The sequence below is a fragment of the Devosia sp. genome, assembly GCF_965229025.1.
Classification (GTDB): domain Bacteria; phylum Pseudomonadota; class Alphaproteobacteria; order Rhizobiales; family Devosiaceae; genus Devosia_A.
This window is the reverse complement of sequence record NZ_OZ245853.1, coordinates 275,973-294,936: the sequence shown is the minus strand read 5'-3', so window position 1 is coordinate 294,936 and position 18,964 is coordinate 275,973. Positions and strand designations below refer to the sequence as shown.

The following is an 18,964-nucleotide window of genomic DNA, read 5'->3' as shown; positions in this document are numbered from 1 at the left end:
GCGGTGTAAATGGACCACCAGCGACCAACATACTTCCTGGAGTGCCCCGAATGGTCAGCCGCCTCGTCTACATCATCCTCGCAGCGTTCCTGCTGACAACTGCGGCCACACTCATCGTGGCCCCAACGCTGAGCTACGCCCAGGAATCGAACGGCTCGCTCTCCGACACCTATTCAGGCGAAGAACTCGTCGGCACGGGCGGTGCCTTCTTCGGCTCCGTCGCCCAGGGCCTCGCCTCTCTGGTCGAGCGCGCCGTCAGCCAGTTCGGCCTCCCCAACGCCTACATCCTTGGCGAGGAGGCCGGCGGCGCCATCTTCGCTGGCGCCCGCTATGGTGAGGGCACCATGTACACCCGCAACCAGGGTGAGCACCCCGTCTACTGGCAGGGCCCAAGCGTCGGCTTCGATTTCGGCGGCGACGGCTCCAAGGTGATGATGCTGGTCTACAACCTCTCCACCGTCTCCGATGTCTACGGCCGCTACCCCGGCGTCGATGGCTCCGCCTACGCCTTCGGCGGCCTCGGCATGACGGTGATCAAGTACGGCGACGTCATCATGGTCCCGATCCGCTCCGGCGTCGGCGCCCGCCTCGGCGTCAATGTAGGCTACCTGAAGTTCACCCAGGAACCCACGTGGAATCCCTTCTGAGCGTCATCCCGATAATCCCGTTCATAAGCCGTTCATCGGCGGGGAATGAGCGTGTTGAGATTGCGGCGGCAGTGTCGTGACCCTGCGCCGCGCTTGCGCTAAGCTTACCTGACGGAAAAGCTGGCATGATCCCTCGCCAGCTGCCAGCTTCAGCTGCCGGCACCGCGTATGGAGTCCGGGGAGTAGCGCTATGGGTATTGAAAACGTTATGTATTTTGTCCTCGGCGTACTCGTCGCCGGGCTCATTGCGCTGATCATCATCCCCGCCGTCTGGCGCCGCGCTGTCCGCCTCACCAAAAAGCGCATCGAAGCCGCCACGCCCATGACTATGGCCGAGTTCCGCGCCGACAAGGATCAGCTCCGCGCCGAATTCGCCTTATCCACCAGGCGCTTAGAGATGAACGTCGAGGCCCTCCGCCGCCGCCTCGCCGACCAGCTGCGCGATATCAACCGCAAGAAATCCGAGCTCGGCGGCATCAAGGGCGAGCGCGACACCCACCTCGAAGTGGTCCGCGAGCTCGAAGAGCGCGAAGGCGAACTCCGCCGCCGCGTCCTCGCGCTGGAGAAAGAGAGCGCCGACCTCAGCCAGAAATTACGTATGCGCGACAGGGAGTTCGCCGAAAAGTCCGCCCAGCTCGACGCCGCCCGCGAAGCCATCCGCACCACCTCGCCCCGCGCCTATTCCCTCGACGGCAAGTCCCTCAGCGGCGACTACAACGCCGACATCGCCCGCCTGCTCGAGCACCTCGAAGTCGAGCGCAAGCGCGCCGCCTTCCTCGAAAACCAGAACGGCACCCTGCTTATCCAGCTCGAAAGTTCGGACAAAAGCGCGGCCGAAGCCCGTGCACAAGTCGCAGACTTCCGTGAAAAGCTGGCCAAAAGCGGTGACGACACAGACGCCGCGCGCGGCGAACTTATCGACGCCGAAGCCCGGATGGCCGATTCCGAGACCCGCGTCTCCGCCCTCCTGACCCAGACCACCAAGCTGGTCGAAGACGGCGAAACAAAGCGCGATATGCTGCTCGCCGAAAAGCTCGGCCTCGAAGACGAAATGGCCGCCCTCCGCGCCCAAGTCGCGGATGTCGAAGCGAAGGTCATGGCCGACTGGGATACCGACCGGATCGAGCAGTCGCATCTGCGCGAGCGCTTGAACGACATCGCCGCCAATGTCAGCCGGCTGGTCTACACGCTCGAAGGCAATGGCCCGCCGGACACCGAGGACAGCCTGTTCGACCGGGTGCAGAAATTTGCCGGCGAAGCGGCTCCGGAGCCTGAGCAGGTGCGCGGACCAGCGTCGCGTCAGCCGCGCCCACCAGCCGAAGCTCACGCCGTCTCAGACCGTCTCAAGGCCTTGAGAGAACTGCAGGACGGCAACTGAGCTACTCGCTGACGACCGGGATCTCGCGGATCATCTCACCGGTCTTGCCGTTAAAGATCCGGACGCTGGTCATCGGCCCGAGCTTGTAGGTCAGCGTTACCTGCCCATCGGCGGCAACGGCCGACACGACGGAGGCACCATCCGGTATCTTGAGGGCAGCGATGACGTAGTCGCTGCCGCCGCCTTTGCCCTCGCTCTGCGATGCGCGGTAGACAAGCGCCACGCCGACAGTGATAAGGCCGACAACGAGAAGCCCGATCGAGATCAGGAAACTCTTGCGCGCCCGGCCAAGCACCGCCCTTGCTTCCGGCGTAAGTTCCTGGGGTTCGGCTTTATCTTGAGGATCGCTCATGCAGGATGTTTCCGGCGAGGATATGGAATGGCTCGTTTCGGCCGACGCGGAGACCGCGGGAGACCGGCTTGATGCCGTGCTCGCCAAGGCCGTTCCGGCCTTCTCGCGCAACCGCATCAAGGACCTGATACTGTCGGGGAGCGTCGCGATCAATGGCCGTGCGCTGCTTGAGCCAAATTACCGGCTGAAAGCCGGCGACGAAATCCTGCTGGTGGCACCCGAACCGGTCGATGCCGATCCGACACCGGAGAATATCCCGCTCGATATCCTCTACGAAGACAATGACTTGATCGTCATCAACAAGCCGGTTGGCATGGTGGTGCACCCGGCGCCGGGCAATCTCGCGGGTACACTTGTCAACGCCCTGCTCTACCATTGCGGCGATAGCCTTGCTGGGATTGGCGGCGTCAAGCGGCCCGGCATTGTTCACCGCCTCGACAAGGATACGTCCGGCGTGATGGTCGCTGCCAAGACCGAGCGCGCCCACAACCACCTGGCAGCGCAGTTTGCCGATCACGGCCGCACTGGGCCACTGCACAGGGCCTACATCGCCTTTGCCTGGGGCCGCACCCAGCAGGCGAAGGGCACGGTCGACGCCCCGATTGGCCGCGACGCCAACAATCGGCTGAAGCAAGCCATTCGAAAGGATGGCCGCGAAGCCATTACCCACTACGCGGTCGAAGCACGATACGGCGACGAAGGTTGGGACATCACCCGCATCAAGTGCGAATTGGAAACTGGCCGCACGCACCAGATCCGTGTGCACATGGCCCATATCGGCCACCCGCTCGTCGCCGACCAAGTTTATGCGTCAGGCTTCGTCACCAAGGCCAACCGCTTGCCGGAAACCGCCAAGGTGGCTGTGCAGGCACTGGGCCGGCAGGCCCTGCACGCGGCCGAACTCGGCTTTGAGCACCCGCGGACGGGTGAAGAAATGTTCTTTGAAGCGCCGCTCCCGGCGGACCTGCAGGCGTTGCAGGATGCGATAGAGCCCTACAATCTTGCGTTTGCACGTTAGTAGAGCGGAACTGAACGCGCGCGAGATCGTTACCCGTTCGTGCGGTGGTGGGTCTTATCAACCGGCCTTTCCGACCTATATATTGCTGACAGCCGGACGCGTGCCGTTTGGACGCTGGCTGCAACTCTGCCCGCAAGGGGGAAAGACGAGGGGTGCAATATGGCCCAAACCAACCTGCCAATCCTCTCCGCAGAGGGCGGCCTTAGCCGCTACCTGCAGGAAATCCGCAAGTTCCCGATGCTGGAACCGGATGAAGAATTCATGCTCGCCAAGCGCTACAAGGAGCACGCCGATCCCGGCGCGGCCCAGCGCCTGATCACTTCGCACCTGCGCCTAGTGGCCAAGATCGCCATGGGCTATCGCGGCTATGGCCTGCCGATTTCCGAAGTGATTTCCGAAGGCAATGTCGGTTTGATGCACGCTGTAAAGCGCTTCGAGCCCGACAAGGGCTTCCGGCTCGCCACCTATGCCATGTGGTGGATCCGAGCTGCCATCCAGGAATACGTTCTGCGCTCGTGGAGCCTCGTCAAGATCGGCACCACGGCCGCGCAGAAGCGGTTGTTCTTCAACCTGCGCAAGATCAAGGGACAGATTGCTGCTCTCGATGACGGCAACCTCCACCCCGACCAGATCAAGCAGATCGCCACCACGCTTTCAGTGACCGAGGCCGATGTCGTCTCGATGAACCAGCGCCTTTCGGGCGACGCTTCGCTCAATGCCCCGATGCGGGCTGACGAGGGCGCATCGGAATGGCAGGACTGGCTGGTGGACGACACACCGGACCAGGAAACCACGCTTGGCGACTCCGAGGAGTATACCGAGCGCATGGGGCTGCTGAGCAACGCCATGCATGACCTCAACGAGCGCGAGAAGGCGATCTTCCAGGCACGGCGCCTGCGGGACGAGCCGGCAACGCTTGAGGAACTGGCCCAGGAATACAACGTCAGCCGCGAGCGTATCCGGCAGATCGAAGTCCGTGCCTTCGAGAAGGTGCAGGAAGCCGTACAGCAGGCCGCTCGCGCCAAGTCACGCGAACAGGCATAACGCCACCTGCCACAAGCATACCAAAGCCCCGGCTTAGACCGGGGCTTTTCTTTGCCGAGTCGGCTTTTGCGTGAGCAGCTTGGCGACCAGCCCCATCAAGTGCCGGCGAGGCAGGATCAGCAGATAGGGGGCGTGGACGCCCTCTTCCGGCACGATCGTGAACGGCCCTTCGAGCGCCTCATTGGAGGTGCCGGTCCGCACGCCGGGCGCCAGCTTGACCGCATCGAGGGGATATTTGAGGCCCTCCGAGCGCCAGAAGGTGACTGGGGCCAGGGGGTGGATCGAGACCCGCTCCCCAGGGGCAACCGTGAAGGAGAAGGCGTCGGTGAGCGCGAGCGCAACGTCTTCCTCATCGACGAGGATGATCTTGCGGCGCGCGGCGTATCGCGTCACCGCGTCCAGCGCCGCGAGCGTGTGATCGAACCGGCGCCCGGTCATTCCCATGGCCACGGTCACCGGCGCACGGGTCGAATAGAGCGCCTTTTCGAAGTCGGTGGTCTCCTGCTCGCTGATCTGCATCAGACGGGTTTTGCCCAGCCAGCTATGCGGATCCTTCAATGAATCGAAGTCGCCGACGATCAATTCGGGCTTGAGGCCAGCCGCAACGATCTGGTCGGCGCCGCCGTCCGCGCCGACGAGGTGACCGCCCGAAGCGTAGAGATCGGTGAGCAGTTCGGCATCGACCGTGCCGCCGCCAACGATGATCAAGAGGTCCTCGAAGACCGCTACGGAAGTTTGAGGGGGGTGCGCTTGCAAGGGAAGAAAACTCTGTCTATCTGTCAGGTGTCTCGCTGGGGTGTTCCGGATTTTCCGGAGCTGAGAGTTACCCATTGAACCTGAACCAGGTCATGCTGGCGGAGGAAGTTCGAGATGGCAAGGGCGCTTCGGCGTCCGACCCATACACGTCCCCTTCATTCACATGGCCGCAAAACCGAAGGGAACGACCATGCTTTCGTTCATGCGCTTCGCGTTGGCGGCAACCGTCTGCGCCATCGCTTTTCCTGCCCTCGCCGAGGACAAGCCCGTCCTCGACGTCTACACTTATGACAGCTTCGCAGCCGAGTGGGGCCCCGGCCCGGCGCTGAAGGTCGGGTTCGAAAAGACCTGCGGCTGCACCGTCAAGTTCACCACCGCCGAGGACGCGATCTCGACGCTGCGCAAGATCCAGCTGGAGGGTAAGACCACCAGCGCCGATGTGCTGGTGGGGCTCGACACCGCCACAATGGGCGAGGCGCGCGCCACCGGCCTCTTCGCCCCCACAGGCATTGTGCCGCCCGGATTGTCCCTGCCCAAGGCCTGGACTGATCCCGACTTCGTGCCCTTCGACTACGGCTATTTCGCCTATGTCTATAATAAGGAAAAGACGCCCAACCCGCCGACCTCCTTCGAAGAGCTGATCGCGCTGCCGCCGAGCTTCAAGATCGTCATCGAAGATCCGCGCTCCTCGACGCCTGGCCTCGGCAATGTGATGTGGGTGCAGGCCGCCTATGGTGATCGGGCGCCGGATATCTGGAAGGGGTTGAAGCCCCATATCCTGACCATGAGCAAGGGCTGGTCTGAAGCTTATAACCTGTTCCTCGACGGGCAGGCGGATATGGTGCTCAGCTACACCACGTCGCCCGCCTACCACGCAATCGCCGAGAACGACACCAAGTATGGCTTCGCGCCGTTTAGCGAAGGGTATGTGGCCCAGGTCGAAGTTGCTGGTTTGTTGAAGTCGGCCGACCAAGTCGAGCTTAGCAAGGCCTTCCTCGCCTATCTGATGACGCCGGAGGCCCAGAAGATCATTCCGACGACCAACTGGATGTACCCGGTGGTCGATCTCGGCGCTGACCTGCCGGCTGCGTTCGGCACGCCACCAGACAAGGTGCTCGACATCGACGAAGCATCGATCATCGCGAACAGCCGGGCCTGGGTTGATGCTGCGCTTACCGCGCTTCAATAGCCACGTCCTGCCAAACCGTCCGCTCCGGCTGATTGCCGGAGCGGCGGTTGCCCTCGCTATCGCCGGCATGGTCGCCCTCATCCTGCGGGCGATCCTCACCACCGCTGCCGAGGTGCCCCCGGCAACTGGCCATAGCGTCGATCTCTGGCATCTGGTCAGCATGACGGCGATCCAGGCGGGGCTGACCACTGTGCTCTCGCTCACTGTCGGGACTGCGCTCGCCTGGGCGCTGAACCGTCTGCACTTTCCCGGCCGTGACCTAATCGTCGGACTGTTTGCCTCGGCAATCGTCACGCCCGGGCTGATCGTTGCCTTTGGATTACTGACGATCTGGGGCCGCGCGGGCTGGATCAACCAGGCGGCACTGGCGCTTTTCGGCAAGCCGCTCGAGTTGCCGATCTTCGGGCTCGGCGGCATCCTGATGGCACACGTGATCCTCGATGGCGCCTTTGCCGCACGCATTCTGCTGGCCCGGCTCGACGCTATTCCTGCGCCACGGCTGAAGTCCGGGCAGAGCCTTGGCCTCTCGGCTGTGCAACGGTTCACCATCATCGACTGGCCCATGCTGGCGGGGGCGCTTCCGGGGTTGGCGGCGTTCATCTTCCTCCTTGCATTCACCAGTTTTCCCATCGTGCTGCTCCTCGGGGGCGGACCAGCCAACCAGACGCTTGAAGTGGCGATCTATTCCGCTGTCCGGCTCGATTTCGACCTCAACGGAGCCGTGCAACTGGCAATGGTGCAGATCGGCATCTGTGCCTCCGTCATTCTTGTCGCCGCTATTTTCGCTCCGGTCTCAGCGACGACCGGGCGCTCGCCTCCTTCCAGCTGGCGCGACGCCTTTGCGCCGAGGGTCCTGCAGTGGGTGATCCTCTTGTTGGGCATCGTGGGATTTGGCCTGCCGCTGCTGGCGACCCTGATTGGCGGGATTGGGCCAGGTCTTGCAGAGGTTCTGGCCCGGGAGAGCTTCTGGCGGGCGCTCGGCACCAGCGTGGCGCTCGGGGCAGGTTCCGCAGCCCTGACCCTGATCCTCGCGCTTGTGATAGCGCTGGGACGGGCGGCTACCCTGGCGCCGCTCTATCGAGTGAGCATTGGCACACCGGCATACGCATATCTCGCAGTGCCCTCTGTCGTGCTCTCGCTCGGGTTCTTTCTCCTGGTGCGCAATATGGGCCTGCTGCCGTCGGCGGCGGCACCAGTGGTGGTACTCATCGCCAATGCCTTACTTTCTCTGCCATTCGCGTTGGCAACACTGGGCCCGCCGCTCGATGCCATTGCGCTTAGCCGGGGCAAGCTGATCCGGTCGCTTGGACTTGGTGGCTGGTCGCAATGGCTGGCCGTCGAGTGGCCGCTGATTGCCCGCGACGCCGGCGTTGTGGTGGCGCTGGCCTTCTGCTTTTCGCTCGGCGACCTCGGGGTGATCGCCCTGTTCGGCACCGAGGACTTCATCACCCTGCCGCTGCTGATGTATCGCGCCCTCGGCGCCTACCGCTCCAACGACGCTGCCGCGATTGCGGCCCTGATGCTGGCGCTGACCATTGCCGCCTTTGTGCTGGTCCCAAAACTGTTCGGAAGGCTGACAGATGCTTCAAGCTGATCGCCTCGCCTATACCTACCCGGGCGCTGACCGGCACTACGAGCTGAGCTTTTCGGCATCTCCCGGAGAGGTGACCGCGGTCAGCGGGCAGAGCGGGGCCGGAAAGTCCACCCTGCTGGATCTGGTCGCCGGGTTCCTCATGCCGACAAGTGGCAGCCTAACGCTGGACGGAAGAGACCTCCTGCCACTGCCGCCGGAGCAGCGGCCCGTCTCCATCTTGTTTCAGACTGAAACCCTGTTCGACCATCTGACTGCTGCGCGCAACGTTGCCCTAGGATTGCCGCAACATACACCCGCCAATGATGCACGGGGACAAGTCGAGGCGGCGCTGACCGAGGTGGGGCTCGCCGGGATGGGGCCGCAGCGCGCGGCAACGCTCTCAGGAGGAGAGAAGCAGCGGGCGGCGCTGGCCCGGACGCTGCTGCGCAACCGGCCGGTGCTGCTTCTCGACGAGCCCTTCTCGGCGCTCGACGACGAGACCCGCGGCACGGTGCGGGAACTGGTGCGGCAGCTGACCGTGCAGCATGGCTGGACCACCATCCTCGTCAGCCACCATGTCGATGACATCGAAGCGCTGGCGGCAAGGCGCTACCAGTTGCACGATGGACGCTTGGCGCTCGTCCCGTAAATGCAAAAGGCCCCGGTGAACCGAAGCCCTTTATCGCTGAACGTCGCCAGTGGGCTTATGGCTTGGCGGCAACTTTGTTCCAGGCACCGATCACATCGTCGAACATCTTCTGGGCCGTCTCGTCTTTTTCCAGCGTGATGATGGCCCGCTGGCCCGTGGCGTAAATCAGGGCCAGATCCATCCACTTGCGCGACGTCAACAGCCCAGTATTGGCCGCGACGTCACTCGGCGAAGCGCTGAGCGCAAACAGGAACGAGTTCCCCACGACGCGCGCGGAGGCGCCGACGAGCGGCGTGCCCTGGACCAGCTCTTCGTTCTTGAGCAGCACGCCAGGCAGACCGGCAATCGACCCACCGATGAAGGTGTCATTGACCCGGAAATTGATTTCCATCAGGTGACTGGCCGGCAGGCTCGGGTCGGAATTCTTCCGGATCAGCACGTCAACCGAGAGGTTACGCGCCGGGATCACGGCCTTGCCGATCAGCGTCGGGAGGCCCGTCTCGTCGGTGCCCTTTGACCAATCGACAGAACCGGAGAACGGAACTGCGCCGGTTTTGCCGTTTTCGGCCGCTTCGAGCAGGAGCGACTGGCTGCCCGCTGCGGTGGCCGGATCAACGGAAGCCACGGCGGCAGCGGCGCTGTCGGCGCCAGGGGCATCGGTCGCACCGAGGCGCTCTTCGGTCTTGCCGGGATCGACCAGCGGCAACGCCTGCGTATCGGCCGCAGGAGCGGCAGCGAGGCGATCGTCCGCTTTCAGCTCAACCGCAGGTGCGGAAGTGTCTGCGGGCGTATTGGTATTTCCCGGACCGGTCGCCGGTGCATCGGCCTGACCGCTCGCAGGCGTTACCAGTGTCACCTTGGCCTGCTCGGAAACGGTGGGGCCACGACCGAACATGGCATCGAGATTGATGAAGCCTTCGCGCCAGGCCCAGAGGCCAGCACCACCGGCGCCCAGCAGCAGAACGGCAAAGACGATGAGGAAGATGGTAACCGCGCCGATACCGCGCCGGTCATCCTCGACCCGCGCCCGGGGGAAGGCCTGTTCAGCCGGACGTACGTCGCGCCTGGCCGCCTTCTTGGCTTTGCCTTTGGCCTGGCCACCGCGTGCATCTCGGGCGAACGACGAGGCGTTGGCTGACACGCCGTCACGGGTCTGGCGGGGCAGCGCGATCGGGTCGGGCGCTGGGGCAAATCCACTCTGCCGCGCAGGCCGCTCCTCGGCCTCCTCGGTCTCGTAAGCCTCGTGATCGACGCCATTGGCGTAGGTCTCGTCGGCCTCGCCGCGCGCCTCGCGATCAAGCGTCGCAATGGCGCGATCGATGGCGCCCTGCGGATCGACCGACTGGGGCTCGAGATCGACCTCGCGCACCGCCGACATGGCGGCCGCGATCGGCGGATCCACATAGGAAACGGGCTCTGAAAGCTGGCGTGCGGCAATCTGCTGGTTGGAACGCGGTGCCGCGATCTCACGGCGCGGTTCAAGCGTCGGGCCACGGGCCGGACCACCAATGGCAGCGCCGAACGGGGACGCTCCGGTGCGGCTCTTGGCGGCTTCAGCACGCGCGACGATAGACGGCAGCGGACGCCCGACCGGCAACTTGGACACCGGACGGGACGGCGGCGGCGGCATCGCCGGGAGCTCATCGGCCTCGTCTTCGGGCTCCGGATCAGGCTGGCGGCGCGAATCGGTCAACTGCGCCTGCGGCCGCGGCTGGGCGACCAGCTTGGGAACAGGCTTGCCCATCGGCTTGTCTGGGCGGACGACAGCGCGGGATTGATCGGGTGAGCGCTCGACATGTTCGGCATTGGCTGCAGCGATGATCTCTTCGATCGACCCGCCAGCCGGCAGAGGGCGCGGCGGCTCCTTGGCGGGCGCGGCAGGCGGCTTGGCGACGGGCTTCGCGACAGCTGCAGGCAGTACTTTTTTCGCCGGCGGATCAAAATACACCGGCGGCGGGGGCGGCGCTTCCTCGCGGGAGCTGCCCAGCCCGGCGATCACGGCTTCGCTGGCTTCCTGCTCGACCTGGCGGATGCAATCTTCGAGCTGCAGGCGGTGGGCGGTGATGTCGCGCGCGGCAAGCGGGGGATTGATGGCGCGCAACTGCCCGACGAGAGCGGCGCGCGCCTTCTCGTAGACGGCGCGCCGCGCCGCGCCGTTGTTTTCGGGCAGAGCGTCTACTGCCCTACGTAACAGCTCTTTGTAGTCCGCCATTCGCTACACGACATCCGTGATTTGTGGGTCAGTTTTAGCAAAAAAACTCAGTCTTGAAACGGGTCCTGCACAAGGATGGTATCCAGGCGCTCCGGGCTCGTTGAGAGCATCGCCACTGGCGCGCCGATCAACTCTTCGATGTACCGGACGTATTTTACCGCCTGTGCCGGCAGTTCCGACCAGCTTCTTGCGCCAGCCGTCGTTTCTGACCACCCCTCCAAGGTCTCATAAATCGGCTTAACAGCCGCTTGTGCTCCCATTGAGGCGGGCAAGTAGTCAATTTTTTGACCGTTCAGCTCGTACCCGACACAAACCTTGATTTCTTTCATACCGTCCAGAACATCAAGTTTGGTCAGCGCAATACCGTTTATCCCCGATGTTTTGACGGTTTGGCGCACCAGCACCGCGTCAAACCACCCGCAACGGCGCGGACGGCCGGTATTTACGCCCACTTCGCGACCAACGGTGGAGAGGTGGCGGCCCACATCGTCGAACAGTTCGCACGGGAACGGGCCCTCGCCGACGCGAGTCGTGTAGGCCTTGGTGATCCCCAGCACGTAGCCGATGGCGGTGGGGCCAAGGCCCGAACCGGCTGCGGCCTGGCCGGCGACGGTGTTCGATGAGGTGACGAACGGATAGGTGCCGTGGTCGTTGTCGAGCAGAGCGCCCTGCGCGCCTTCGAACAGGATGCGCGCGCCGGCCTTGCGCTTTTCATCGAGCAATCGCCAGACCTGATCGACATAGGGCAGGATCTTGCCAGCCACTGCGATCAGCTCGTCGTAAAGCACCTGCGCCTCGACTTCGGCCATGCCCATGCCGCGGCGGAGCGCGTTATGGTGGGACAGCAGCCGCTCGATCTTGGGCATCAGCGTTTCGGGCTCGGCGAGATCGCAGACGCGAATGGCGCGGCGGCCGACCTTGTCTTCATAGGCGGGGCCAATGCCGCGCTTGGTGGTGCCGATCTTGAGGCCGGTATTGGCGTTTTCGCGCACCGCATCGAGCTCGCGGTGGAGGCTGAGGATCAGCGGCGCGTTGTCGGCGATCTTCAGGACGTCTGGGGTGACGAGGATGCCCTGCCCCGCGATCTTTTCCACTTCCATGACGAAGTGATGCGGATCAACGACCACGCCATTGCCGATGATCGAGAGCTTGCCGCGCACCACGCCTGAGGGCAGCAGCGCCAGTTTGTAGCTGGTGCCATCGATGACGAGGGTATGGCCCGCATTGTGACCGCCCTGGTAGCGCACCACCACATCGGCGCGCTCGCTCAGCCAGTCGACGATCTTGCCTTTGCCTTCGTCACCCCACTGGCTGCCGACGACGATCACATTTGCCATGCGTTTTATGCCCCTCGAGCGGCCGGGCCAGGCGATTGAACGCCACAGGCGGAGCCGCAAAAACCTTGTTCAAGTTCGGCGCATCTGCCGGCTGGGCTCATCTGAGGCCCAGACTGTTCGGCGGCAGTTGCGTGAGACCCTTAAACCAGTCGGTGCCGGATGACAAATCATCCTGCCAACGATCCTCATGTGCTTTTGCCGCAGGCCGAAGCGCCCGACCGCCATTGGCGTCGGGATGAGTGACAGTGAAGCGGGGCCGGCGAGGCGTTGGCCTCGACGCGGGTAGACCGCAAATGGAGTGAGGCTCCAGCCATTCGAGCGTAGCTCTCATGGCCTCCCTTCTCTCGAAAAGCTCCACTGGAGCTTTTCGTCGGCAAAGCCGAACGTTCGGGAGTCTCGCCGGCCGACCGGGGTTTTGGGCTTATGCCATGGGAGGCCGGGTGCATCCGTGCCGCATCGCGAGAGGTCTGGGGGGCAGAACTTTGGCAGCCTAGCCGCAAGAGTCCTGCTGGTCCCGGCCGCGTTATGCCGCGCAGCCTTGACCCCCTGGACCCTCCGGCATCGGAGAGCCCTCGCGTTGGTAGCGACGTCACCGGCGAACCGGTGCATCCCGCCATGGTTTGGGCCTGGAATGCAGCGACCCGCACCCCACCCGATCCCCCTCACACCAACCACTCGTCATCATCTCGCTTCGATGCGATGGGTGGGAGGAGAATACAGCAAGTGGAGAGGGTGGGGATAAGTGGGGGATTTCGTAGTTCTTTCAAAGCGCTGGCCCCTCTTGCCTTCTCCCCTTGCGGGAGAAGGTGGCGCGCAGCGCCGGATGAGGGGTTCTCTCCGAGCACTGTGACCGCTCGTCGCTTCGCTCCGATCGCGCAACACCGTGGTGTTGCGGACCCCTTGCATGTTGGTTTTTGCGGCATTTGTTGGAAGGATGCCGCGATCCCCGGCAGATGGCCGTCTGCCGGGGATCGGACGTGCGGGACCGTCGACCCCTTGGGCTTTGGCCCGTGGATGAGTTTGGTCCGTTCGTCCTTGGCGCTGGTCCTGAACAGATGATGGGGAGCAAGTCCCGCATGCAAGGCAAGGTAATGCCCGAACCAAACGCGACGCCAGTTTATGCTGGTGTCGATGTGTGTAAAGAGTGGCTGGATGTGCACGTGCACCCGTCCGGCCAGACGCTGCGTGTCAGCAATGATGGGGTCGGTCTGAGGCGGTTGAAACGGCTGCTGGGTGGACTGGTGGTCTGCCGTGTCGTGATGGAAGCGACAGGTAAGCATCATCGGGCGGCACTGCGCTCGCTGCATGCGGCGGGTCTGGCGGTGGCGGTGGTCAATCCGCTGCGGGCCCGGCTGTTCGCCGAAGCGGCCGGCCAGCTCGCCAAGACCGATACGATCGACGCCAGACTGCTGGCGATCATGGGTGCGGCGCTTGAGCCGGCCGTGACGCCGCCACCGCCTGAGGCGCTGGAGGAGGTGTGCGAACTGGTCAATGCGCGCACCGCGGCCATGGCTGAGCGCACTGCGTTGTCCAACCGGCTGGCGACCGCCGGGACAGCCTTTCTCAAGACCGAACTGCGGCGTCTGCTGCAGACCTCGGAGCGCCATATCAAGCGGCTCGATGCCGAGATCGAACGGCGCATCATGGCCGACCCCGGGATGGCACGACGCCATGCGATACTGTGCTCGATACCAGGCATCGGATCGGTCACCGCAGCCAGCTTCCTCACTGGCCTAGCCGAACTCGGACACTGTTCGGCAAAGCAGGCCGCCATGCTGGCCGGCGTCGCGCCCGTCGCCGACGACAGCGGCGCGCGAACCGGCCGGCGCGCCATCAGGGGAGGAAGGAGGCAGGTCAGGAACGCAGCCTACATGGCCGCGCTCTCGGCAAGCCGCTACAACCCCGACCTCGCAGCCTTCGCACGACGCCTCCAAAGCACCGGCAAACGACCAAAAATCGTCCTCGTCGCCGTCATGCGAAAACTCATCGTCCTCGCCAATACTCTCATCAAACAAAATCGCCTCTGGAGCCCAATCAACCCTTGACCGAAAACACAGATGCTCATCCGGCGCTGCGCGCCACCTTCTCCCACAAGGGGAGAAGGAGATCGCCGAGAGTTCAGTGCACCCCTTCCGCAAGATTGCAGCAGTCGAAGAATCAAGTTTCACCTCTAGAGGATAGTCGTCAAAATGAGACGCTCACCTACTCAATAAGCGCCGTGTCAGATACATTTTCTGGACAGCTTGTATCTAACAGAGGAGGAACTAGAGATGGCAGCTCCCCGTTACTTTAAAGTTACAAACGTGCAGGGTTCTGACTACGGTTTGTGAGAGGTTCGACAGGGTACGGCCGACAGACTGTTAGGTCATGACGTCGAACGGGGTCCCGGGAACCGATTCATACTGGAAGTAGGAGAGGACTTTGAAAGTGGGTTTGTTCGCCATCATGACGGCCCTAGTCAGCTGCGCTTTATTGTGCACGAACTACGTGCCCAGATCGGGGTAGTCTTCCCTCGAATTGGCAGGCCACGCCTGGGTGTACACACTAAGTTCCTGGAGGAGCTGACCGGCATCTACCAAAACCAGTTGGCGATCGCTGGTGGACAAGTGGCGAACCTGACCGCTCGGCTCGCTGAACTCTGTCAGGTTGTTCATCCTGATGGAACCAACCTCCAAGCATACGGCCACGAAATCCGAAATCTGCTACTCCTTGCTTCGACAGAAGCTGAGGCCCAACTGAGAGCGGTGCTGGAGGCTAACGGCTACGTTCGCCAGAGCAAAATGTTCAGGACACAAGCGACTACTGGGAACTGCGCGATCCAATGCGGCTTGATGGTTACCGGCTCGTTCCGGTCCACTACCCTTGGATGAACGCGCTAACGCCCTTTGCAGGTTGGGATGTCTCATGCGCCACTCAAAGTCTCCGATGGTACGATGCCTACAACTCGGTGAAGCACAATCGAGAGACTGAGTTTTCTAGCGCTACGCTAGAGAACGTATTCGATGCCGTTGCCGCTTGCCAGATTCTCCACCTAGCTCAAGGTGGGCTGCCGCAGGGGCTAATGTTCTTCAACGTCGAATTCCCACCGTTCTCCCTCACTGACTGCTATTTCTCGCACCCGATGTCCGACGATGTCTGGACGACGACAAACTACCCGTTCGGAAGCAGTAGCGTAGCCACCGATACCACCCCATAGTGGTTGTTCAAGTCTGGACCTGATTCAAGCCTAGACTTGAACTGAGCGCAACGCGATTTGAAATCGCGCGCGATGGCAGCGGCCCGCACGCCAACCGCCCCCTTCGGGCGCGAAAGGCGCCTACGGTCCCAGCTTTCGCTGGCATGACATCGTGTGAGGGGAACCGCCGTCGCCCTAGAAACACCAAAGGCCGGAGTTGCCCCCGGCCTTTGCACCATTCAGCTCTGCCTCACCCTCAGAACTTCAGCGCTTTCGCCTGCTTGACGCCTTCCAGCGCGGCGATTTCCTTGAGTTGGGGCTCGGTCAGGGTGCCGTCGATCGAGAGGAGCGCGATGGCGTCGCCGCCGACTTCGGCGCGGCCGAGGTTGAAGTTGGCGATGTTGATGCCGAGTTTGCCCAGGAGCGTCCCCAGCCGGCCGATATGGCCCGGCTTGTCCTCGTTGGTGACATAGAGCATCGAGGGCGTGAGTTCGGCCTCCATGTTGATGCCCTTGACCTGGATGACGCGCGGCTTGCCGTTGGCGAACACCGTGCCGGCGACGCCGCGTTCCTGCCGCTCGGTGATCACCGTCAGCCGGATGTAGCTTTCATAGGCGCCCTGCTGGTCGCGGTTGGTGACCTCGACCACGATGCCGCGATCCTTGGCGATCTGCGGGGCCGAGACCATGTTGATCTCGCCCATCTGCGGCTTCAGGACGCCATTGATCGCAGCGGCAACCATCGGCTTAGTGTTGAGGGCGCTGACGGCGCCTTCGAACTCGACCTTGATGCCCTTGATGGCGGTTTCGGTGAGCTGGCCGGCGAACGAGCCCAGCGTTTCGGCGAGCTTGACCCAGGGGGTGAGCCGCGGCGCTTCCTCGGCGGTGATCGAGGGGAAGTTGAGCGCGTTGGCGATTTCGCCGGTGTTGAGATAGGCCGAAATCTGCTCGGCCACCTGCAGCGCCACATTCTCCTGCGCCTCGGTGGTCGAGGCGCCGAGATGCGGGGTGCAGATCACGTTGGGCAGTTCGAACAGCGGGTTGTTCTCGGCCGGCTCGACATTGAACACGTCAAGCGCGGCGCCGGCGATCTTGCCCGACTTGAGGCCATCGTAGAGGGCCTTTTCGTCCATCAGGTCGCCGCGGGCGCAATTGATGAAGCGCACCCCGTCCTTCATCTTGGCGATGGCTTCGGCATTTATCATGCCTCGCGTTTCGGCGAGCGAGGGCGTGTGGATGGTGATGAAATCGGCGCGGCGGTAGAGCTCGTCGAGGTCGACCTTTTCGGCGCCGATTTCCATGGCCTTTTCCGGCGACAGGAACGGATCGTAGGCGATGACCTTCATCTTGAGGCCCAGCGCGCGATCGATGACGATCTTGCCGATATTGCCCGCACCGATAACGCCGAGGGTCTTGTTGGTGACCTCCACGCCCATGAAGCGGTTCTTTTCCCACTTCGACGCACGGGTCGAGGCATCGGCTTCGGGCAGCTGGCGGGCCAGCGCCATCATCATAGCGATGGCGTGCTCGGCGGTGGTGATCATGTTGCCGAAGGGCGTGTTCATCACGATGATGCCCTTCTTGGTCGCAGCCGGAATATCGACATTGTCGACACCGATGCCGGCGCGGCCGATGACCTTGAGATTGGCGGCGGCGGCGATGATCTTTTCGGTGACCTTGGTCGCCGAGCGGATGGCGAGACCATCATACTGCCCGATCACCTCGAGCAGCTTTTCCTTGTCCTTGCCGAGGTCCGGCAGGTAGTCGACCTCGATATTGTTGTCCTTGAAGATCTGAACGGCAGTCTTCGAAAGCTTGTCCGAAACGAGAACCTTGGGCATGGGAGCGATCCTGGATGTGGGTTCGGCCTTGGGGCCGTAGAAACAGTCGGAAACTGGCGCGTGGGGCCCACCCCCTCCCATTCTCCCCCATCAAGGGGGAGGTGCCGTTCCGTGAGTTGGGCACCAACTGGCCTCAATCACCGGCAGTAAGGGTTGGGGAGGGGTGTGCGGCGCGCTAGAACTAAGCCGCGGCCTTGCTGAGGGCGGCTTTTTCGGTGGCGAAGGCGAAATCGAGCCAGGGCGTGAGAGCGGCGAGGCTATCGGCATCGACGGTAGAGCCGGCCCAGATGCGGAGGCCCGTGGGGGCATCGCGATAGCCGCCGATGTCATAGGCGACGCCGGCCTTGTCGAGGCGGGATACGATTGCCTTGGCGAACGCCGCCTGGGCCTCGTCGGAGAGCGCGGTGATCGCCGGGTCCTTGATCACGAGGCAGACCGAGGTGTTGCTGCGCTCGGCCGGGTTCTTGGCGAGGAACGCCGCCCAGTCGGACTTGCCGACCCAGTCGTTCAGCACCTTGAAGTTGGCGTCGGCGCGGGCCTGCATGGCCTTGAGCCCACCCAGCGACTTGCCCCACTCCATCGCATCGACCGCGTCTTCGATGCAGAGCATCGAAACGGTGTTGATGGTGGCGCCCTCAAAAATATCGGCCATCAGCTTGCCGCCCTTGGTGAGGCGGAAGATTTTCGGCAGCGGCCGGTCGGGCTTGAAGGTTTCGAGCCGTTCGACGGCGCGGGGCGAGAGGATCAGGATGCCGTGCGCAGCCTCGCCGCCGAGCGCCTTCTGCCAGGAGAAGGTGACGACATCGAGCTTGGCGAAATCGAGGTTCTGCGCAAAAGCCGCCGAGGTGGCGTCGCAGATAGTGAGGCCGGCGCGATCGGCCGGGATCCAGTCGGCGTTCGGCACGCGGACGCCTGACGTGGTGCCGTTCCAGGTGAAGACCACGTCATTGTCGAAGTTGACGGTCTTCAAATCCGGCAGCTCGCCATAGGGCGCGGTGAGGGTGCGCACGTTCTGCAGCTTCAGTTGCTTGACCACATCGGTGACCCAGCCTTCGCCGAACGATTCCCAGGCCAGCATGTCAACGCCGCGGGCGCCAAGCATCGACCACATCGCCATTTCGACGGCGCCGGTATCGGAAGCGGGAACGATGCCGATCAGGTAGTCGGCGGGCACTTCAAGCAGCTCACGGGTGAGCGCGATGGCCTTCTCGATGCGGGCCTTGGCGGGCTTGGCACGGTGCGAGCGGCCAACCAGCGCGCTCGCCAGCACATCCACCGTCCAGCCAGGACGCTTGGCACAGGGGCCCGACGAAAAATTGGGGTTTGCCGGTTTTACTGTCGGCGCAGTGAGCATATCAGCCATGGCGACCCTCCCAGGTCGAAAGCCTTGCGTTAGGGCAAGGTGTCCTAACGCGGTGGATACGCCCGCCGCCGGGTCGCCGTCAATGGGATGTTTAGTGAGAGCCTGGCTGGGTCATACGGCCGCAGGTTCGGTCTGCAGGCGCATCTTCGCGGCAGCACCGGATAACGCCAGCGTCACGCAGGGTGCTCTAGACAGGCTGGGCATGGGAAATTCGGGTCCTGTGTCGACTGCTTCCTCCGCAAACCGGGGGAAGCAGTCACCCTCAACGAAGACCTCCAATAACTTCTGGCTTGCAACAAGCTCCGACATTGCGCCTCCGGCACCAACAGGTTTGGTGCCGGATCTCTCTTTGCTGCCAATTCTGGCGCTTGAAAAGCAAACGACGCCCTTCTTGGGGGCGCCGTGCAAGTCGCTGAGATATAAGTGGAAAC

At 63.2% G+C, this 18,964-nt stretch carries 14 protein-coding genes and 1 riboswitch; of the genes, 8 read left to right on the top strand and 6 right to left on the bottom strand.

Annotated features, from left to right (window positions below; all coding sequences use genetic code 11):
- Window positions 1-50 precede the first annotated feature (50 nt).
- Window positions 51-647, top strand: coding sequence for a DUF1134 domain-containing protein (locus tag ACO06J_RS01460; RefSeq protein ID WP_421758925.1), 597 nt, complete (start codon window positions 51-53; stop codon window positions 645-647).
- Window positions 648-837: 190 nt separating this feature from the next.
- Window positions 838-2,025: a hypothetical protein gene (locus tag ACO06J_RS01455; protein ID WP_421758924.1), complete on the top strand. Its 1,188-nt coding sequence runs from the start codon at window positions 838-840 to the stop codon at window positions 2,023-2,025.
- 1 nt (window position 2,026) lies between these two features.
- Here ACO06J_RS01455 and ACO06J_RS01450 read toward each other — a convergent pair whose 3' ends face one another.
- A complete protein-coding gene (locus ACO06J_RS01450) occupies window positions 2,027-2,377 on the bottom strand; it encodes a hypothetical protein (RefSeq protein WP_421758923.1) in 351 nt (116 codons plus the stop codon).
- Between ACO06J_RS01450 and ACO06J_RS01445 the strand changes: the two genes are divergently transcribed.
- Both ACO06J_RS01445 and rpoH read left to right on the top strand, forming a co-directional pair.
- The gene (locus ACO06J_RS01445; RefSeq protein ID WP_421758922.1) at window positions 2,376-3,395 is read left to right on the top strand and encodes an RluA family pseudouridine synthase; all 1,020 of its coding nucleotides are present in this window, start codon (window positions 2,376-2,378) and stop codon (window positions 3,393-3,395) included. The genes ACO06J_RS01450 and ACO06J_RS01445 overlap by 2 nt on opposite strands.
- 159 nt (window positions 3,396-3,554) lie before the next feature.
- Complete coding sequence (gene rpoH / locus ACO06J_RS01440; RefSeq protein ID WP_421758921.1) at window positions 3,555-4,439, top strand: RNA polymerase sigma factor RpoH; 885 nt, start codon at window positions 3,555-3,557, stop codon at window positions 4,437-4,439.
- Window positions 4,440-4,472: 33 nt separating this feature from the next.
- Here rpoH and ACO06J_RS01435 read toward each other — a convergent pair whose 3' ends face one another.
- Window positions 4,473-5,147 (bottom strand): thiamine diphosphokinase, encoded by a 675-nt coding sequence (locus ACO06J_RS01435; protein WP_421758920.1) that lies wholly within the window; start codon window positions 5,145-5,147, stop codon window positions 4,473-4,475.
- Window positions 5,148-5,221: 74 nt separating this feature from the next.
- Window positions 5,222-5,319, top strand: a riboswitch (TPP riboswitch).
- A gap of 66 nt (window positions 5,320-5,385) precedes the next feature.
- On the opposite strand from ACO06J_RS01435, the gene thiB reads away from it, so the two are divergent.
- Genes thiB through ACO06J_RS01420 form a run of 3 tightly spaced genes read left to right on the top strand, consistent with a single transcriptional unit; the run spans window position 5,386 to window position 8,606 of the window.
- Window positions 5,386-6,384, top strand: coding sequence for a thiamine ABC transporter substrate binding subunit (gene thiB / locus ACO06J_RS01430; protein ID WP_421758919.1), 999 nt, complete (start codon window positions 5,386-5,388; stop codon window positions 6,382-6,384).
- Window positions 6,359-7,978: a hypothetical protein gene (locus ACO06J_RS01425; protein ID WP_421758918.1), complete on the top strand. Its 1,620-nt coding sequence runs from the start codon at window positions 6,359-6,361 to the stop codon at window positions 7,976-7,978. Before thiB ends, ACO06J_RS01425 begins: the two co-directional genes overlap by 26 nt.
- On the top strand, window positions 7,965-8,606 hold the full coding sequence (locus ACO06J_RS01420; protein WP_421758917.1) for an ATP-binding cassette domain-containing protein: 642 nt from the start codon (window positions 7,965-7,967) through the stop codon (window positions 8,604-8,606). Before ACO06J_RS01425 ends, ACO06J_RS01420 begins: the two co-directional genes overlap by 14 nt.
- Window positions 8,607-8,661: 55 nt before the next feature.
- Here the strand turns inward: ACO06J_RS01420 and ACO06J_RS01415 are convergent, their stop codons facing one another.
- The gene (locus ACO06J_RS01415) at window positions 8,662-10,818 is read right to left on the bottom strand and encodes a hypothetical protein (protein ID WP_421758916.1); all 2,157 of its coding nucleotides are present in this window, start codon (window positions 10,816-10,818) and stop codon (window positions 8,662-8,664) included.
- 47 nt (window positions 10,819-10,865) lie between these two features.
- Window positions 10,866-12,155, bottom strand: coding sequence for an adenylosuccinate synthase (locus ACO06J_RS01410; RefSeq protein WP_421758915.1), 1,290 nt, complete (start codon window positions 12,153-12,155; stop codon window positions 10,866-10,868).
- 1,076 nt (window positions 12,156-13,231) lie between these two features.
- On the opposite strand from ACO06J_RS01410, the gene ACO06J_RS01405 reads away from it, so the two are divergent.
- Complete coding sequence (locus ACO06J_RS01405; protein WP_421758914.1) at window positions 13,232-14,200, top strand: IS110 family transposase; 969 nt, start codon at window positions 13,232-13,234, stop codon at window positions 14,198-14,200.
- Window positions 14,201-15,586: 1,386 nt separating this feature from the next.
- On the opposite strand, the gene serA is transcribed toward ACO06J_RS01405, so the two are convergent.
- Window positions 15,587-17,170, bottom strand: coding sequence for a phosphoglycerate dehydrogenase (gene serA, locus ACO06J_RS01400; protein ID WP_421758913.1), 1,584 nt, complete (start codon window positions 17,168-17,170; stop codon window positions 15,587-15,589).
- Window positions 17,171-17,351: 181 nt separating this feature from the next.
- On the bottom strand, window positions 17,352-18,524 hold the full coding sequence (locus ACO06J_RS01395; protein ID WP_421762421.1) for a phosphoserine transaminase: 1,173 nt from the start codon (window positions 18,522-18,524) through the stop codon (window positions 17,352-17,354).
- Window positions 18,525-18,964: the final 440 nt, after the last annotated feature.

What these genes read in the sequence shown, in the direction of transcription:
- ACO06J_RS01460 (WP_421758925.1), top strand. Translation starts at nt 51, where the DNA reads ATGGTCAGCCGCCTCGTCTACATCATCCTCGCAGCGTTCCTGCTGACA.
- ACO06J_RS01455 (WP_421758924.1), top strand. Translation starts at nt 838, where the DNA reads ATGGGTATTGAAAACGTTATGTATTTTGTCCTCGGCGTACTCGTCGCC.
- ACO06J_RS01445 (WP_421758922.1), top strand. Translation starts at nt 2,376, where the DNA reads ATGCAGGATGTTTCCGGCGAGGATATGGAATGGCTCGTTTCGGCCGAC.
- ACO06J_RS01450 (WP_421758923.1), bottom strand. Translation starts at nt 2,377, where the DNA reads ATGAGCGATCCTCAAGATAAAGCCGAACCCCAGGAACTTACGCCGGAA.
- rpoH (WP_421758921.1), top strand. Translation starts at nt 3,555, where the DNA reads ATGGCCCAAACCAACCTGCCAATCCTCTCCGCAGAGGGCGGCCTTAGC.
- thiB (WP_421758919.1), top strand. Translation starts at nt 5,386, where the DNA reads ATGCTTTCGTTCATGCGCTTCGCGTTGGCGGCAACCGTCTGCGCCATC.
- ACO06J_RS01425 (WP_421758918.1), top strand. Translation starts at nt 6,359, where the DNA reads ATGCTGCGCTTACCGCGCTTCAATAGCCACGTCCTGCCAAACCGTCCG.
- ACO06J_RS01420 (WP_421758917.1), top strand. Translation starts at nt 7,965, where the DNA reads ATGCTTCAAGCTGATCGCCTCGCCTATACCTACCCGGGCGCTGACCGG.
- ACO06J_RS01415 (WP_421758916.1), bottom strand. Translation starts at nt 10,818, where the DNA reads ATGGCGGACTACAAAGAGCTGTTACGTAGGGCAGTAGACGCTCTGCCC.
- ACO06J_RS01410 (WP_421758915.1), bottom strand. Translation starts at nt 12,155, where the DNA reads ATGGCAAATGTGATCGTCGTCGGCAGCCAGTGGGGTGACGAAGGCAAA.
- ACO06J_RS01405 (WP_421758914.1), top strand. Translation starts at nt 13,232, where the DNA reads ATGCAAGGCAAGGTAATGCCCGAACCAAACGCGACGCCAGTTTATGCT.
- serA (WP_421758913.1), bottom strand. Translation starts at nt 17,170, where the DNA reads ATGCCCAAGGTTCTCGTTTCGGACAAGCTTTCGAAGACTGCCGTTCAG.
- ACO06J_RS01395 (WP_421762421.1), bottom strand. Translation starts at nt 18,524, where the DNA reads ATGCTCACTGCGCCGACAGTAAAACCGGCAAACCCCAATTTTTCGTCG.